Annotated in this window: 16 protein-coding genes; 4 read left to right on the top strand and 12 right to left on the bottom strand. The window is 60.4% G+C overall.

The window, feature by feature from the left end:
- Positions 1 to 39: 39 nt before the first annotated feature.
- The gene (locus tag CYG48_RS19870) at positions 40 to 549 is read right to left on the bottom strand and encodes a ferritin-like domain-containing protein (protein ID WP_118852264.1); all 510 of its coding nucleotides are present in this window, start codon (positions 547 to 549) and stop codon (positions 40 to 42) included.
- 271 nt (positions 550 to 820) lie between these two features.
- On the opposite strand from CYG48_RS19870, the gene CYG48_RS19865 reads away from it, so the two are divergent.
- Positions 821 to 1711: a lytic transglycosylase domain-containing protein gene (locus CYG48_RS19865; RefSeq protein ID WP_118852263.1), complete on the top strand. Its 891-nt coding sequence runs from the start codon at positions 821 to 823 to the stop codon at positions 1709 to 1711.
- A 48-nt stretch (positions 1712 to 1759) separates the two neighbouring features.
- On the opposite strand, the gene minE is transcribed toward CYG48_RS19865, so the two are convergent.
- Genes minE through minC form a run of 3 tightly spaced genes read right to left on the bottom strand, consistent with a single transcriptional unit; the run spans position 1760 to position 3596 of the window.
- Complete coding sequence (gene minE / locus CYG48_RS19860) at positions 1760 to 2020, bottom strand: cell division topological specificity factor MinE (RefSeq protein WP_118852262.1); 261 nt, start codon at positions 2018 to 2020, stop codon at positions 1760 to 1762.
- A complete protein-coding gene (gene minD / locus CYG48_RS19855; protein WP_118852261.1) occupies positions 2017 to 2832 on the bottom strand; it encodes a septum site-determining protein MinD in 816 nt (271 codons plus the stop codon). The genes minE and minD overlap by 4 nt, the downstream gene beginning before the upstream one ends.
- Positions 2833 to 2861: 29 nt before the next feature.
- Complete coding sequence (gene minC / locus CYG48_RS19850; protein WP_118852260.1) at positions 2862 to 3596, bottom strand: septum site-determining protein MinC; 735 nt, start codon at positions 3594 to 3596, stop codon at positions 2862 to 2864.
- Between the two features lie 194 nt (positions 3597 to 3790).
- On the opposite strand from minC, the gene CYG48_RS19845 reads away from it, so the two are divergent.
- A complete protein-coding gene (locus tag CYG48_RS19845; RefSeq protein ID WP_245450549.1) occupies positions 3791 to 4168 on the top strand; it encodes a response regulator in 378 nt (125 codons plus the stop codon).
- Positions 4169 to 4176: 8 nt separating this feature from the next.
- Here the strand turns inward: CYG48_RS19845 and CYG48_RS19840 are convergent, their stop codons facing one another.
- Genes CYG48_RS19840 through CYG48_RS19830 form a run of 3 tightly spaced genes read right to left on the bottom strand, consistent with a single transcriptional unit; the run spans position 4177 to position 7829 of the window.
- Positions 4177 to 5166, bottom strand: coding sequence for a sensor histidine kinase (locus tag CYG48_RS19840; RefSeq protein WP_245450548.1), 990 nt, complete (start codon positions 5164 to 5166; stop codon positions 4177 to 4179).
- Between the two features lie 13 nt (positions 5167 to 5179).
- Entirely contained in the window at positions 5180 to 5638 is a 459-nt protein-coding gene (locus tag CYG48_RS19835; protein WP_118852865.1) for a response regulator, read from the bottom strand.
- A complete protein-coding gene (locus CYG48_RS19830) occupies positions 5631 to 7829 on the bottom strand; it encodes an ATP-binding protein (protein ID WP_118852258.1) in 2199 nt (732 codons plus the stop codon). Before CYG48_RS19830 ends, CYG48_RS19835 begins: the two co-directional genes overlap by 8 nt.
- A 173-nt stretch (positions 7830 to 8002) precedes the next feature.
- Here CYG48_RS19830 and CYG48_RS19825 point away from each other — a divergent pair, with 173 nt between their 5' ends.
- Together CYG48_RS19825 and yghU are read left to right on the top strand one after the other, a co-directional pair.
- Complete coding sequence (locus CYG48_RS19825; RefSeq protein ID WP_118852257.1) at positions 8003 to 9160, top strand: fumarylacetoacetate hydrolase family protein; 1158 nt, start codon at positions 8003 to 8005, stop codon at positions 9158 to 9160.
- Positions 9161 to 9211: 51 nt separating this feature from the next.
- Positions 9212 to 10072, top strand: coding sequence for a glutathione-dependent disulfide-bond oxidoreductase (gene yghU, locus CYG48_RS19820; RefSeq protein WP_118852256.1), 861 nt, complete (start codon positions 9212 to 9214; stop codon positions 10070 to 10072).
- Positions 10073 to 10124: 52 nt separating this feature from the next.
- On the opposite strand, the gene CYG48_RS19815 is transcribed toward yghU, so the two are convergent.
- The 5 genes from CYG48_RS19815 to CYG48_RS19795 form a co-directional block, all read right to left on the bottom strand.
- On the bottom strand, positions 10125 to 11024 hold the full coding sequence (locus CYG48_RS19815; protein WP_118852255.1) for a carbohydrate ABC transporter permease: 900 nt from the start codon (positions 11022 to 11024) through the stop codon (positions 10125 to 10127).
- A gap of 11 nt (positions 11025 to 11035) precedes the next feature.
- Positions 11036 to 11968, bottom strand: coding sequence for a carbohydrate ABC transporter permease (locus CYG48_RS19810; RefSeq protein ID WP_118852254.1), 933 nt, complete (start codon positions 11966 to 11968; stop codon positions 11036 to 11038).
- A gap of 66 nt (positions 11969 to 12034) precedes the next feature.
- Entirely contained in the window at positions 12035 to 13339 is a 1305-nt protein-coding gene (locus tag CYG48_RS19805; RefSeq protein WP_118852253.1) for an ABC transporter substrate-binding protein, read from the bottom strand.
- Positions 13340 to 13476: 137 nt separating this feature from the next.
- Entirely contained in the window at positions 13477 to 14544 is a 1068-nt protein-coding gene (locus tag CYG48_RS19800; RefSeq protein ID WP_118852252.1) for an ABC transporter ATP-binding protein, read from the bottom strand.
- Positions 14545 to 14612: 68 nt separating this feature from the next.
- Complete coding sequence (locus tag CYG48_RS19795; RefSeq protein WP_118852251.1) at positions 14613 to 15371, bottom strand: SDR family oxidoreductase; 759 nt, start codon at positions 15369 to 15371, stop codon at positions 14613 to 14615.
- Position 15372: the final 1 nt, after the last annotated feature.

Here is a 15372-nt window from a genome sequence, read left to right as displayed (position 1 = left end):
CGGCCGGATCGACTTCGAGCCGGCCGTTTGTCGCTGTAATCAAACCTTGGCACTCGCCCCCTGCTGCTTCAGTGCGGCGAACTTGGTGGTCAGGGTGCCGATGTTTTCATCAAGCCACTTCGCCATGGCGAGTTCTTCTTCAAGGTTTGCCTTCAGCGGCGTTGCAAGCGCCGGAAGCTCCGCATAGTCAGCCAACGCGATCAGCGACTTGTAGGCTGCGATCTCGAAATTCTCGAAGGCAAAGTTCGCCATCGAGTTCTTGAGGATCTCGTCACCGGCAACCGTATGCCCGAGCGCTGCCATCGCGCCCGTGAAGGAAAGCGCGGCGTCCTTGATTGATGAGTGGCTCTCGGCAAGGCCGCTCAGAACTTCTTCGAGACGCCGGATCTGGCCTTCCGTTTCGCGGATATGCTGATCAAGCTTGGCGGCGACTTCCGGGTAGTTCTCGATGCGCTGAAGCTGCGGCTTCATGATCGATAATGCCTGGTTTTCCATGGCATGTGCATTTTTAAGTCCGGTAATGAATAGTTCGCGCGGCTCTTGGGACATCGGATACTCCTCTTGTTTGGCCCTACCAACCTCAAGTCCGCCGAGAAGTTCCACTCGCGCCGTTTCGAGACCACAAGGCTTTGGAGCTTGATCTGGAGCTGCCGAGCCATACCTTGGTCCGGCAGATGAACCAGGCCAACACTGCGAGCATGCTAGCGACAGACACATCACCGACGACGGATTGATCACCATGAATGTTGCTGTTGTGGGAGATGATGTTGGCAGTCCGCGGGCCCAACCGACCTACCGCATGTTGTTGGCAGGATCCTTGATGGGCCTGACGCAGCTTCTATCTCCTATTCCTGCTCAGGCGGAGGAGAAAAAGAACGAACCCGAGCAGTGCCTTTATTCCGGACCCGCCGGACCGGCCGCCCCTCCGGCCTGCATCCGGAGAAGCTCGTACCATGAGGATCTCTGCACGCATATGGAGGCCGTGGCCCTCCGAAACTCCGTTCCACCTGATTTCTTTGCGCGGCTGATCTGGCGAGAGAGCCTGTTCAAGCCCGATGCGGTCAGCCCCAAAGGCGCGGAAGGCATCGCGCAATTCATGCCTGCGACGGCCAAGCTTAAGGGGCTTCAGAACAGCTTCGATCCCGTCGAGGCGCTTACGGCGTCGGCCGCTTATCTGAAAGAACTGAAGGAGCGCTTCGGAAATTTTGGCCTGGCGGCGGCGGCTTATAATTCGGGTGAAGCCGGAGCCCAGCGGTTCCTCTCATCAGGAGCGCTGCCGCTCGAAACGCGAGACTATGTCTTCGCAATCACTGGCCACACGGCGGAAACGTGGAAAACCTCCCCACCGGCCGATCCGGCACCGGCGCTTGATAAGGATAAGTCTTTCCATGAAGCCTGTATGGATCTCGCCCGTCGAAGATCCATTACCGAGCCCATCCTTGCATCGGCAGATTGGGCGCCTTGGGGCGTCCAGTTGGCGGCCCATTACAACCCGTCGGTCGCGAGCAGGCTTTTCACCCGCTCAGTCGATCAGTTGCCGAAAAACCTGAAGGAACAGCGAGCCCTGATCGTCAGGCAGCGCGGCGGGAATTTCGGACGTCGCCCGCGTTATGCGGCACGGATCGGGATGCAGACGCGCGCCGAGGCAAACGACCTCTGCGGTCAGATCAAGGCCGCGGGCGTTCCGTGCACCGTCTTCCGCAACCACTAGAAGCCCATCACCGCCGCCCTGTTCGGACGACGGTGACACTTGTATGGATTAAGCCGCTTCGGCTGCGACGGCGACCGGAATTTCGACATCGATCTCCAGGATCGAGACGTTTTCGTCGCGGTCGATCTTGATGTGGACCTTGTCGCTGTCGATCTCGACATGCTTGGCGATCACGGCGAGAATTTCTTCGCGCAGGACCGCGACGAGATCCGAGTTGGAAGAAGCGCGCTCATGGGCCAGAAGGACCTGCAGACGCTCACGCGCCATCGGAGCAGAACGCTGCTTGCGGAACAGATTGAGGATGCTCATGCCGCCTTCCTTCCGAAGATCTTGTCGAAGATACCCCGCTTTTCATTCGGGACGGTGATCGGCACGGACTCGCCTGCGAGACGACGAGCAGCGTCGAAATAGGCCATGGCCGGTGCGCAACGTGCGTCTGCCAGGGTGACAGGGGAGCCGATGTTGGACGCGCGCAGCACATCCATGCTTTCGGGGATGATGCCGAGAAGCGGGATCGACAGGATTTCGAGAACGTCGTCGACCTTGAGCATGTCGCCACGCTCGGCACGATTGGAGTCATAACGGGTCAGCAGCAGGTGCTTTTCCATCCGTTCGCCGCGCTCGGCCTTCAGCGTCTTGGCGTCGAGCAGGCCGATGATGCGATCGGAGTCGCGGACGGAAGAGACTTCCGGATTGGTGACGACAACCGCCACGTCGGCGTGCCGCATGGCAAGTGTTGCGCCGCTTTCGATGCCGGCGGGGCTGTCGCAGATGACCCAGTCGAAGACGCGCTTCAACTCATTGATCACCCGCTCCACGCCTTCTGGCGTCAGGTTGTCCTTGTCGCGGGTCTGGGAGGCCGGCAGCAGGAACAGGGTTTCGAGCCGCTTGTCGCGGATCAGCGCCTGGGAAAGCTTGGCTTCGCCCTGGATGACATTGATCAGGTCGTAAACGACGCGGCGCTCGGCACCCATGACGAGGTCGAGATTGCGTAGCCCTACGTCAAAATCGACGACGACGACGCGCTCATTCCTCTGCGCCAGGGCCGCGCCGAGTGCGGCGGTAGACGTCGTCTTGCCGACGCCACCCTTGCCTGAGGTAACTACAATGACCTTCCCCATCTCGATCTCCTTTAAGAGCCCGCCTCGGCTCACGTCAGTATTTCTGCAATAATCGAATCGCCGTCGAGCCAGCATTGGACCGGTTGTCCGCGCAGGTTTTCGGCCATGTCTTCCGCCATCTTGTAGATGCCGTCGATTGCCACCAGCTCGGCTTCGAGCTTGCGGCAGAATATCCGCGCCGTGGCGTTGCCAAGCGAACCCGCCATGGCTCGACCGCGCAGGGCGCCGTAGATGTGCACCGATCCGCCAGCGATGATTTCCGCGCCGGAAGCAACCGATCCGATCACCGTCACGTCACCCTCCGGGAAGATCACCGACTGTCCGGAACGCACCGGCTCGCTGATCACCAGCGACTGGAGCGTCGGCCGCACCTCTACCGGAGCAGGCTTTACCTCTGCCTCGCTGTTGCGAAGCTCGATAACAGGCTCCTTGGCAATCGCCTCGTCGGAAACCGGCCGGCCGCCCTTCAGTGCCGGTGGCATGCCGGGACCGAGCAGTGACGGACGCGCGCCCTCGATGCCCATGATGCTGACGTTGCGCTGCGAAAGCTGCGCGACGAGTTCCTTCAGGTCGGCCTTGCCGATATCAAGGTCGTTAACGTCCAGCACCACCGGACGGCCCAGGAAGAAGCCGGCCGAACGCGACGCCAGATCATCGAGCCTTGTCAACCAGTCTTCTACCGGAAGGTCCGGAGAAAGAACGACCGCGAGGAATGAGCGGCCCTTGATGCGGATCGAGCGAGCGTCTGTTAGCACTTTGGTCATCTACGTAAACAAATCGTTGATTGGATTTACTGCTTCGATGGTTAACAAATGGTTAACGGGTGCCGCGCGGGGCTTAACCAAGCGCTAATTCTCATCTTCCTCATGTCGCGCTGAGAACGCACGGGCCTTGATGATCTGATCATGGCCGCTAAGTCTGTCGACAGGAAATTGTCACCCGAACCTGTGGTACCCACGTGTTGCAAAAAGATACCCAACGGATCCTCCTGCTGGAGGACGACCTTCTCCTTGCCATGGATATGGAGGACTACCTCATCGACAAGGGTTTCACGATCGTCGGACCGTTCGGCCGCGTCGCGGATGCCGTTGATGCGATCGGGCGGACGGAGCTTGATTGCGCGATCGTCGACCTCAACCTGCACGGGGAGCTGTCATTCCCGGTCATCGAGCTCCTGCAACAGCACTCTATCCCGGTGATCGTCTGCAGCGGCTATGCGGAACTACCGGAGCTTAAGGCACGCCTTGCCGGGCTACCGCTGCTTCCCAAACCTTGGGACGCCAAGATCCTGTCGCGGCTGATGCAGGAGCATTTCTCCGTCAACAACCGCGTCTGACGCAAGGATCAAGCCTGGAGCGGGAAGGTGATGTGGCACTTCAACCCCGTCGCGGCGTAGTCGAGAACCGCTTCACCCTGCAGTTCGTAATGCACGCTTCGCTGGATCAGGGTCGTCCCGAAACCCTGGTCGCCGGGAGCTGCGATCGCTGGACCGTCATGCTCCTCCCAGCTCAGATGAACCCGTGCCTCGTCTTGGGCCTCCTCGCGGTGCCAGGTAATTGAGATGTAGCCGCCATCCTGCGACAGAGCGCCGTATTTCACGGCATTGGTGGTCAGCTCGTTGAACACCATGCTCAGCGCCAGCGCCGTCTTCGGGTCAAGATGCACAAGCGGGCCCGCCTCGATCCTGAAGCGCTCGCCACGTCCTTGGCGATGGGGCTCAAGCGTACGGCGCACGACCTCAAGAAGTTCGGCCTGGCTCCAGTTCGTCTCGAACAGAAGGGCATGCGCGTCAGCCATGGCACGCAAACGACCGAGCAGAACTTCCGTGTACTGGTCAACCGTGAGGCTGCTCTTGGCAGTGCGCCGCACCAGCGACATCACCATCGCCATGGTGTTCTTGACGCGGTGGCTCAACTCGCGAACCAGCAATTCCTTCTGATGTTCGGCCCGCCTGCGCTCCGCCTTCTCACGCGCTTCCGCCAGTGCTCGATCGACTGCCGCGGGCAGGCGGATCAACCGCTGCTTCAAGACGTAGTCAGTGGCGCCGTGCCGGAAGGATTCAATCGCCGCCTCTTCACCCAGCACGCCTGAGACGAAGATGAATGGGATTTCCGGCAGCGCCGCGCTCGCAAGCTCAAGTGCACTCATCCCGTCAAAATCCGGAAGCGAAAAGTCGGACAGGATCAGGTCGAAGTCCCGTTGCTGAAGAGCTTCCATATAGCCGGCCCGGTTGGCGACACGCCGCACCTGCGGCCGCGGATCCATGCGCTCGAGATGTTCGCAGATCAGCTCACCATCCAGGTGGCTGTCTTCGAGAAGCAGAATGCGGGGCACTGGGGCTGCAGCGCTAGCCGGCACCTTGTCCCCGATATCCCGGTGGGGGTTCGTTGAGGAGAGCCCAGAAGACTCCCAGGTCCTGGATGGCTTTGAAGAATTCGTTGAATTCGACTGGCTTGACCACGAATGCGTTGACGCCAAGTTCATAACTCCTGACGAGATCCTGCTCCTCGCGGGAGGAGGTCAGCATGACGATTGGGATGTGTCGCAGCTTCTCGTCCTTCTTGACCCGCTCAAGGACTTCCAGCCCATCCACCTTTGGCAATTTCAGGTCCAGGAGGACCACGGTTGGATCTCCTCCATTGCGGCCACTGTGGGCGCCCGTGGAGAAGAGGTAGTCGACAGCTTCCGCGCCGTCGCGCGCAATGATGATTTCGTTCGCCAGCTGGCACTTTTCCAATGCTGCAAGCGTCAACTCCAAGTCTCGCGGGCTATCTTCCACGAGAAGGATTGGTCTCAATTCAGGCAAAGGCATGGCCTTTCGGTTGGACTGTGGGAAGCTCAAAGGTGAACGAGGCGCCCTTGTCGACCTCGCCCGTCGCCGTGATCGTGCCGTTATGCCGTTCAATGATGCGTCGAACAAGAGCAAGGCCTATCCCGGTTCCTTCGAAGTCTTCCTGGCGCTGAAGACGTTGGAAAACGCCAAAAAGTTTCCCGGAATAGGTCATGTCGAACCCGACGCCATCGTCTGACACCGTATAGGTCGTCGCGCTGTCAGAGCCGTTGCCGGAAACGGTGATATGGGCTGTTTCGCGTGGGCGGGTGTATTTGACCGCGTTCTCGATGAGGTTGAACCAGACCTGCCTCAGCAATGTCGCGTCACCCCATGCAGGCGGCAGATCGGCGATCTTCCAGTCGATGTTGCGACCTTCGTTGGTCAGCATGACGCTGCGCAACACCTCGGCGACCAGCTTATTCATGTCGACATTCTTGTAGGTGATCGAGGTGCGTCCGAGCTGCGAGAAATTCAACAGGTCGTCGACGAGCCGGCCTGCGGCAAGCGCCGATTCCGATATGGTGTTGAGATAATGCAGCGACTTCGGATCCATGTCCGACTCCCGCTCCCGCAGCAACTGCGCGAAACCGACGATGTGCCGGAAGGGGGCCCGGAGATCGTGTGACACCGAATAGGAGAAGGCTTCGAGCTCCTTGTTGGAACGCTGCAGCTCCGCGGAGAGCGAGGCAAGTTCCTCTGCCTTGCGCAGCACGATCCCCACGATCGCAGTGCGCAGGTCACGCGCTGCGGCGAGTTCCGCACCAGTCCACTCCAGCGCAGTAAGGCGCACCTGTTCGCGCCATGCATCGAAAGATTTGCGCGGGTGGATCCTCCCCTCTTCGCGCACTTCCTTGTGCGGATCACCACCCCATTGAACGGTTCGCACGACCTCCGGCCGGAACCAGATGAGCCAGCTGGAGTGCAGTTCCGAGATGCGAGCCGCGATGACACCCGCTGCAACGTCCGCGAACCGCCCGCTGCCTGGGAGATGTTGCGCAAGCGACGCGGTTGAGAAAAGCTCCGCCTCGCCTTGCGCGCGCAGCCATTCCACCAGCTCGCGAACCTCTTCCTCGCGCGGGACGCTACCTGTTGTAAGGTAGGCATCCTCGGCAACGATGGCCGCGCCGCTAGCCCCTACTTGCGCAAGCAGCGCCTCACCATCTCCCACCAGGCCCTCGAGCCATGACGCTTCTGTGGTCATCGAGGCAAGCAACTGCGCTGTCACACGGCCGAGTTCCACACGCCTTGCCGAGTCATCCGAGTGAGCTTGGGCCGCAATCCGGATCGCGAGCGATTGAACCACGAAATCGCAGGCGTCGCGGATGGGCGCCGAGACCATGTGCGGGTTGGCGCTGTGACATGAAACGAGACCCCAGAGCGTCCCATTCACCATGATGGAAACGGACATGGAAGCCGCCGTCCCCATGTTACGCATATACTCCAAATGCACCGGCGAAACGCTGCGCAGCTGGGCGTTGCTGAGGTCGAGCGGCTTGCCGTGCTCAGGATCAACCGAAGGCTCGATCGGGACCGGCTGGTAGGAAGCGTTCGGAATGATGCGGATCGGGTTGGCGGCGTACAGGGCGCGCGCCTGCGCAGGAATGTCTTTTGCAGGGAACCGCAGATCCAGATAGGACGGCAGCTTGCCGTTACCGTGCTCGGCAACAACATGGCCGTTCCAGTCCTTGTCGAAGCGATAGACAAGCACGCGGTCGAAACCCGTCAGTTGCGCGATGAACCGTGCGCATGCGGCCATCGAGCCCGCGATATCCGATTGCCCCGCAAGGATCTGGCCGAAGCTCCTCAGTTTCGGCAGAAGATCATCAAGCGGCGGATAGCTTGCCTCTTCGATTTCCAGGATGATCGAGCGGCCAGACCTGTGGGCGCTGACCGTCACCTGCTCATTCGTGAGTGGCATCTGGAATGTCGGCTCGCTGGAGCCATGCCATGCGGCGATCTTTGGCAGGATCGGATCAAGGCGTCTGCGCGGAGGCTCGCCATATTGTACCGGTTGGCCAAGAAAGCGCTCCGCATTCTGGCTTGCCTGCACCACCGCCATATGCGGCGGTCGCAGGACGAAGAGCACCCCGTGCGGCTGGATAGCGCCTGGAATATGGATGGGCTCTTGAGCACAGGCTTCGAGATCCGTCGCGGGATGGTCCACTCAACTGATCCTTACTTTTGGGTTTCCAGTTCTTCAGCGCGGGCTGAAGTTAGCGTCCTGTGAAGGTTTGTAAAGTCACGTCCCGGATGTTGCGCTTCTGCCTCTCCCCACTGGCGCTCACGGCACAATATCATCTACAACAGACCTCCCGATATACGAGCGGATTGTGATTGATGAGCCTTGATCTTCTGAACCTGCCCGAACAAGCACTTCTCCTCGGCCGCATCTGGCGGCCCGATGTCCAGGGTCCGAGTGTCGTCACGATACGAGATGGCTCATTGGTCGACATCACGACAGCTGAGGCACCGACGATCAGTGCCGTGTTGGAACGGGACGACGCGGCAGAATATGTGGCTCGCGCCCCAGGCGAGACAGTTGCAGATCTGGCGTCTGTTGCAGCGAACAGCCAAGGCACCCCGGACCCGTCGAAGCCGTACCTGGTCGCGCCGGTGGACCTGCAGGTCATCAAGGCCTGCGGCGTGACCTTCGCCCAGTCCATGATCGAGCGTGTGATCGAGGAAAAAGCCGCCGGGAACCCGGATCGCGCTGCCGCCATCCGCGAGCGGGTCGCGTCCCTCATTGGTGGAAGCCTCAAGAACCTCAAGGCCGGCTCGCCGGAGGCTCAGCGCGTGAAGCAGGCGCTGATCGAAGAAAGCATGTGGTCCCAATACCTTGAAGTGGGCATCGGACCGGACGCGGAAGTGTTCACCAAGGCGCCGGTGCTTTCGTCCGTCGGCTGGGGTGCGGATGTCGGCCTGCATCCGGTCTCCACCTGGAATAATCCGGAGCCGGAAGTCGTGCTTGCCGTCAACAGCCGCGGCGAGATCAAGGGGGCGACGCTTGGCAACGACGTGAACTTGCGCGACGTAGAGGGTCGTTCTGCGCTGCTGCTCGGCAAGGCGAAGGACAACAACGCCTCCTGCTCAATCGGCCCATTCATCCGCCTTCTCGATGCCAGCTACACGCTCGACAATATCCGCCAGGCGGAGCTTGACCTGACGGTCACTGGCGAAGATGGCTACGTGCTGCACGGCAAGAGCTCGATGTCGCAGATCAGCCGCGACCCGCTCGACCTCGTCTCGCAGACCTGCGGCGCCCACCACCAGTATCCGGATGGGTTCATGTTGTTCCTCGGCACTTTGTTCGCGCCGACGGAAGATCGCGACACGCCGAACCAGGGCTTCACTCACAAGGACGGCGATGTCGTGGAGATCTCTTCTGCGGCGCTGGGCACTTTGCGCAACACCGTACGCCGCTCGACCGAATGCTCTCCCTGGAGCTTCGGTATCGGTGCATTGATGCAGAACCTTGCCAAGCGGCGGCTGCTCTAGCCGCGGGTTCACCCTCAACCTCACCAAGCGAAACGAATGGGAAGGCCAGATATGTCTGACTATACACCTCCAAAGGTCTGGGTCTGGAACAAGGCGAATGGTGGTCAGTTCGCCAACATCAACCGGCCGATCGCCGGGCCGACGCATGACAAGGAACTGCCGGTCGGGAAACATCCGCTGCAGCTTTATTCGCTGGCGACGCCGAACGGCCAGAAGGTCACCATAATGCTGGAGGAATTGCTGGCGCTCGGCCATTCCGGTGCCGAATACGACGCCTGGCTGATCAGGATCGGCGACGGCGACCAGTTCAGCTCGGGCTTTGTCGAGGTGAACCCGAATTCCAAGATCCCGGCCCTCATGGATCGCTCGGGGCCTGAACCCATTCGTGTCTTCGAGTCGGGATCGATCCTCTTTTATCTTGCAGAGAAGTTTGGCGAGTTCCTACCACAGGAGCCGGCAAAGCGTGCGGAATGCATGTCATGGCTGTTCTGGCAGATGGGCAGCGCGCCTTATCTCGGCGGGGGCTTCGGTCATTTCTACGCCTATGCTCCAACCAAGATTGAATACGCGATCGACCGCTTTGCTATGGAAACCAAGCGACAGCTTGATGTGCTCGATCGGCGTCTGGCCGAGAACGAATACCTGGCAGGCAGCGACTATACGATCGCCGACATGGCCGTCATGCCCTGGTATGGTGGGCTGGTGAAGGGCTGGCAGTATGGCGCGGCCGAGTTCCTCTCGGTGCACGAATACAAGAACGTCATCCGCTGGGCCGATGCCATCTTGGCCCGTCCTGCGGTCAAGCGCGGGCGGATGGTGAACCGCGTGAGCGGAGAGCTCTCGGAACAGTTGCACGAGCGCCACGACGCATCCGACTTCGACACGAAGACACAGGACAAGATCAAAGCTTGAAGCCTCAGCGATATTGAAGGCCTCTTGCCCGGCAAGAGGCCTTTTCCTGCTCCTATTCCTTCACGGCTCCGGTCATTGACGACACGTAATAGTCGACGAAGAAGGAATAGAGGATGACGACCGGCAGGGAGCCGAATAGCGCACCGGCCATCAGCGATCCCCATTCGAACACGTCGCCACGCACAAGTTCGGTCAGCACGCCAACCGGGATCGTCTTGTTCTCCGACGACTGGATGAAGGTGAGCGCGTAGATGAACTCATTCCAGGACAGGGTGAAGGCAAAGATGCCGGCCGAGATCAGGCCCGGCACCGCCAACGGCAGGATGATCTTCGTCAGGATCTGCCAGCGGTTGGCGCCATCGACCAGCGCGCTCTCTTCCAGCTCGAAGGGGATCGACCGGAAATAGCCCATCAACAGCCATGTGCAGAAGGGGATGAGAAAGGTCGGGTAGGTGAAGATCAACGCAAGGCGCGAATCATAGATGCCGAGCTTGAAGACGATGAAGGCGAGCGGAATGAACAGGATCGACGGCGGCACCAGATAGGCGAGAAAGATCACCAGACCGATCGATCGCGCACCCGTGAATCGCACGCGTTCGATCGCATAAGCGCCGAAGACCGAGGCGAGAAGCGACAGGAAGGTGGAGCAGACCGCTACCAGCATCGTGTTCCACAGCCATCCCGGATAGGACGTTTGAAAAAACAGATACTTGATGTGGTCCAACGTCGGCTTCACGACCCAAAAGGGGCTGTAGTTCGAATAATCCGTCAACTGGTCGTTCGGCTTCACCGCCGTGATTGCCATCCAGTAGAATGGGAAAAGCAGCACGAAGACAAACACCGCCATCGGCAGATAGAGCATCACGATCCGCCGCGGCAGGCGGTTCAGGTAGCTCATGCCTTCGGCATTGTCGGTCAGGATCGGGTCAGCGGCGTTGGAATTGGTCGACATATGGTTCTCCCTTAGTCCTGACCGCCCTGCTGCCATTTGCGGCGTTGCAGGCCAAAGAAACTGAACATGATCGCGGCCAACAGGAACGGAACCATGGCAACGGCGATTGCCGCGCCCTCGCCGAGCTGCCCGCCGGGGATACCGCGCTGGAAGGACAAGGTTGCCATCAGGTGCGTGGCGTTCACTGGTCCGCCCTTTGTCAGCACGTAGATCAGCTGGAAATCCGTGAAGGTGAACAGGACAGAAAAGGTCATGACCACGGCGATGATCGGGGTCAGCATCGGCAGCGTAACGTAGCGGAACCGTTGCCAGTTGCTCGCGCCATCGAGCGAGGCCGCCTCCTGAAGCGATGCCGGGATCGTCTGCAGGCCGGCGAGCAGCGAGATGGCGACGAAGGGGATCCCGCGCCAGACATTGGCAAGAATGACAGAGATACGAGCATTGGTGGGATCACCCAGGAAGTTGATCGGCCCGTTGATAAGGCCCATCTGCATCAGCGACCAGGAGATGATCGAGAACTGAGAGTCGTAGATCCACCAGAAGGCAAGGCCGGAGAGCACCGTCGGCACGACCCATGGCAACAGCACGATGGCGCGGAAGAAGCTCTTGAACGGCAGGTGCTGATTGAGCAACAGCGCGAGCCAGAGCCCGAGCGCGAACTTCAGGACCGACGCCACGAAGGTGTAAAGCACCGTGTTGAAGACGGAGAGCCAGAAGACGCCGTCGTCCATCAGGAACTGGTAGTTCTCAAGCCCGATGAAGATGCCGTCACGGCCGATCCGCGTATCGGTGAAGCCAAGCCACACCCCAAGACCGAGCGGATAGGTGAGGAAGCAGACGAGAAACACGGCAGCCGGCAACATGAACAGGAAGCCGAGCACGTTGTTGTTCTGCAGGAGCGACGGGCGGCGGCCTTGGCCACGTCTGGAATCTACGGTCGCCATTGCTATTCTCCAGCCTGAAAAAGTCGTTGGCCTGCGGCACGATGAGTGCCGCAGGCGCTTTGTCTGTTACACGCGGTAGTAGCGGTTCGCGCGGCGTTCCGCTTCCTTCATGGCGTCCTCCGGAGACGACTGGCCGGTGACGGCTGCCGCATACATGTCGACGAGCACATAGTCCGCCATCGTGGCTGCCGAAGCGTAACCCAGCGGGCCGGCATACCCGTTCGGGCGCAGCGTTTCCGAGGCGCGCGCGTAAGGCGCGTGGATCGGGTCGGCTGTCCAGATCGGATTTTTCGCGTAGGCCTTCAGCGGCTGGCAGCAATAGGCACTCGAGCCCTCCAGCCACGCGTTCATCTGGTCCGCTTCCATCATGAACTTGATGTAGGCCTTGGCAGCTTCCGGGTACTTGGTGTGCTTGAACAGCAGCAGCGAACTGGTCTGGTGCAGTTCGACGCTCTGGCCGACCGGGCCGACCGGGAAGTTGGTCGAGCGGATATCCTGGGCAATCTCGGCAAGCTTCGGATCTGCCTTGGCGGTGTAATAGACGGAGACGCCGTTGGCCGTCAGCGAGACCTGGTTTGCCAGGAAGGCGCGGTTGTTGTTGACGTCCTGCCAGCTTTCCGTGCCCGGGATGAAGGTGGCGTAGAGCTCCTTGGCATAGTTGATCGATGCCAGCGTTTCGGGACTATTGATCGTCACCTTGCCGCTTTCATCGACCATCTTGCCGCCGTGGCTCCACAACAGCCAGTGGGCATAGTTATTGCCGTCACCCACGGCCTTGCCATGCGGGAAGCCGGCGGGTGTGCCCTTCGCCTTCAACGCCTTGCAGAGCTCCAGGAAGCCTGCCGTATCCTTCGGGAATTCGCTGAAGCCTGCCGCCTTCATGTGGCTGTCGCGGTAAACGACGGCGTTGCCGATGGCGGTGAGTGGCATGGCGATGAACTGATCGCCGCGCGACGCATAACCCTTCACGCCGTCATACCAGCCGCCGTATTTGTTGCCGAGATAGTTGGCGAGTTCGGTCAGGTCGACCAGCTTGTCCGGATACTGGTGCGCGTCATCGAACCAGCACATGACAAGGTCCGGGCCGGAGCCGACATTGGCCGCGACGGCGGCTTTCGGACGGATGTCTTCCCAGCTTTCCTTGTCGATGCGAACCTCGACGCCCGTCGCCTCGGTAAACTTCTTGGTGTTGGCGAGCCAGGCTTCTTCATCGCCCTTCACGAAAGGTGTCCAGCGCAAAAGGCGCAGGCTCGCACCGCTTTCAGGTGTGTAATTCGGTTCCGCCTGCGCAAACGAAGGGCGGATGCCGAAGCCGGTTGCGCCAGCGACGGCTGCTGAAGCAGCTAGAAAGTCACGTCTTCTGATCGTCATAATATTCCTCCTCTTGCAAAGCGGGAGCGAACTCTCTGTCATCCGCCTCCCGCTGGCGAACGACAGCCTGCTGCACCCGTAGCGGGTTGCGTGCTGAGCGGCTGATCGGGCTCCTCTTCCCGAACCGCCGCCCAACGTCAGTCTGTCAATCTTCGACCCGTTTCAGCGTCGAAGAGATGCACATGGGTCGCGTCGATCGCGACGCGCAGAGTTTCACCGGGCCGCGCGGTGACGCGCTCACGGAATACGCAGTTCAGGTCGCTGCCACCCAGGCGAAGGGAAAGATGCGTTTCGTAGCCGGTAGGTTCGATGACGATGATTTCACCGGGCAGACCATCATCTGCCAGTGAAATGTATTCCGGGCGCAGACCGTAGACCAGATCGCGGCCTTGAGCCGCCGCCGGCGGGTTCGACACGGGCAGCGCTGTGCCATCGCTGGTGATGAACCGGCCGCCATCGGCAGTGTCGAGCCTGCCCTTGATCATGTTCATGGCCGGCGAGCCGATGAAGCCACCGACGAAGAGGTTCGCCGGCTTGTCGTAGAGTTCCAGCGGCGAGCCCACCTGCTCCACAACACCATCGTGCATGACGACGATCTTGTCGGCCATGGTCATGGCTTCGATCTGGTCGTGCGTGACATAGACGGTCGTTGTCTTGAGCCGCTGATGCAGTTCCTTGATCTCGGCGCGCATCGCCACGCGCAGCTTCGCATCGAGGTTCGACAGCGGCTCGTCGAACAGAAAAACTTCTGGGTCGCGCACGATGGCGCGGCCCATGGCGACGCGCTGGCGCTGGCCGCCGGAGAGCTGGCGCGGATAACGGTCGAGCAGCTTGTCGAGCCCCAGGATGCCGGCGGCGTATTTCACCCGCTTCTCGGCCTCTGCCTTCGGCGCCTTGTTGAGCATGAGCGAAAAGCCCATGTTCTGCTCCACCGTCATGTGCGGATAAAGCGCGTAGTTCTGGAACACCATGGCGATGTCGCGCTCTTTCGGCGGCAGCGTATTGACGACCCGTCCGCCGATCCTGATCTCGCCTTCGGATATGTTTTCCAAGCCGGCAAGCATCCGCAGAAGCGTCGATTTCCCGCAGCCAGAGGGCCCGACGAGGATGACGAATTCCCCATCGGCAATGTCGATGTTGACGCCCTTGATGACCGGAAACGAACCGAACGATTTCCGCACATCGGCGAACTGCACATCTGCCATACTCTACTCCTCCCAGATATCGAGCACCACGCATGCCATTTCATGTATCTGCGGAAGGTCCCGCAGCATTACCCTCGTCCGACGAACGGCATTTTGGTCGCCATCACGGTCATCGTCAGCACGTTGGCGCTAAGTGGCAGGCTCGCCATGTAGACCACCGCGTCTGCAACGTGCGTTGCATCCATGGTAGCCTCGATCGCCACCTCGCCATTCGCCTGCATGACGCCCGCCTGCATCTTCTTGGTCATATCGGTTGCGGCGTTGCCGATATCGATCTGGCCGCATGCGATATCGAAGTCGCGTCCGTCGAGCGCCGTCGACTTGGTCAAGCCGGTGATCGCATGCTTGGTCGCCGTGTAAGGCGCCGTATGCGGACGCGGCGTGGTCGCCGAAATCGACCCGTTATTAATGATGCGCCCGCCACGCGGCGTCTGGCTTTTCATCATCCGCACTGCCTGTTGGGTGCACAGGAAGGCGCCCGTCAGGTTTGCAGCGACGATCGCATGCCAGTGCTCGACCTCAAGTTCCTCGATTGGCACGTTCGGCACATTCATGCCCGCATTGTTCACCAGAAGGTCGATCCGCCCGTACTTTTCGGCGATCGTATCGAATAGCCTTCGCACCGAAGCAGCATCTCCAACATCGGCCGGCACGGCAAGATATTCGCTGCCGGTGGCAGCTTCCAGCTCAGATGCCGCGCTTTCCAGCACTTCCTTTCGCCGGCCTGAAATGACCACCTTGTAACCTGCAACGCCCAGAGCCTTGGCGATCGCCTTGCCGACCCCCGTCCCGCCACCGGTAACCAGTGCAATCTTGGTCCATTCCATG

This window comes from Neorhizobium sp. SOG26, from assembly GCF_003491345.1.
GTDB classification, from domain to species: Bacteria; Pseudomonadota; Alphaproteobacteria; order Rhizobiales; family Rhizobiaceae; genus Neorhizobium; species Neorhizobium turbinariae.
Note: the sequence above shows the minus strand (reverse complement) of the source record. Positions and strands in the feature narration are given on the sequence as shown.

Coding starts and splice junctions, on each gene's coding strand:
- CYG48_RS19870 (WP_118852264.1), bottom strand. CDS start 549: ATGTCCCAAGAGCCGCGCGAACTATTCATTACCGGACTTAAAAATGCA.
- CYG48_RS19865 (WP_118852263.1), top strand. CDS start 821: ATGGGCCTGACGCAGCTTCTATCTCCTATTCCTGCTCAGGCGGAGGAG.
- minE (WP_118852262.1), bottom strand. CDS start 2,020: ATGAGCATCCTCAATCTGTTCCGCAAGCAGCGTTCTGCTCCGATGGCG.
- minD (WP_118852261.1), bottom strand. CDS start 2,832: ATGGGGAAGGTCATTGTAGTTACCTCAGGCAAGGGTGGCGTCGGCAAG.
- minC (WP_118852260.1), bottom strand. CDS start 3,596: ATGACCAAAGTGCTAACAGACGCTCGCTCGATCCGCATCAAGGGCCGC.
- CYG48_RS19825 (WP_118852257.1), top strand. CDS start 8,003: ATGAGCCTTGATCTTCTGAACCTGCCCGAACAAGCACTTCTCCTCGGC.
- yghU (WP_118852256.1), top strand. CDS start 9,212: ATGTCTGACTATACACCTCCAAAGGTCTGGGTCTGGAACAAGGCGAAT.
- CYG48_RS19815 (WP_118852255.1), bottom strand. CDS start 11,024: ATGTCGACCAATTCCAACGCCGCTGACCCGATCCTGACCGACAATGCC.
- CYG48_RS19810 (WP_118852254.1), bottom strand. CDS start 11,968: ATGGCGACCGTAGATTCCAGACGTGGCCAAGGCCGCCGCCCGTCGCTC.
- CYG48_RS19805 (WP_118852253.1), bottom strand. CDS start 13,339: ATGACGATCAGAAGACGTGACTTTCTAGCTGCTTCAGCAGCCGTCGCT.
- CYG48_RS19800 (WP_118852252.1), bottom strand. CDS start 14,544: ATGGCAGATGTGCAGTTCGCCGATGTGCGGAAATCGTTCGGTTCGTTT.
- CYG48_RS19795 (WP_118852251.1), bottom strand. CDS start 15,371: ATGGAATGGACCAAGATTGCACTGGTTACCGGTGGCGGGACGGGGGTC.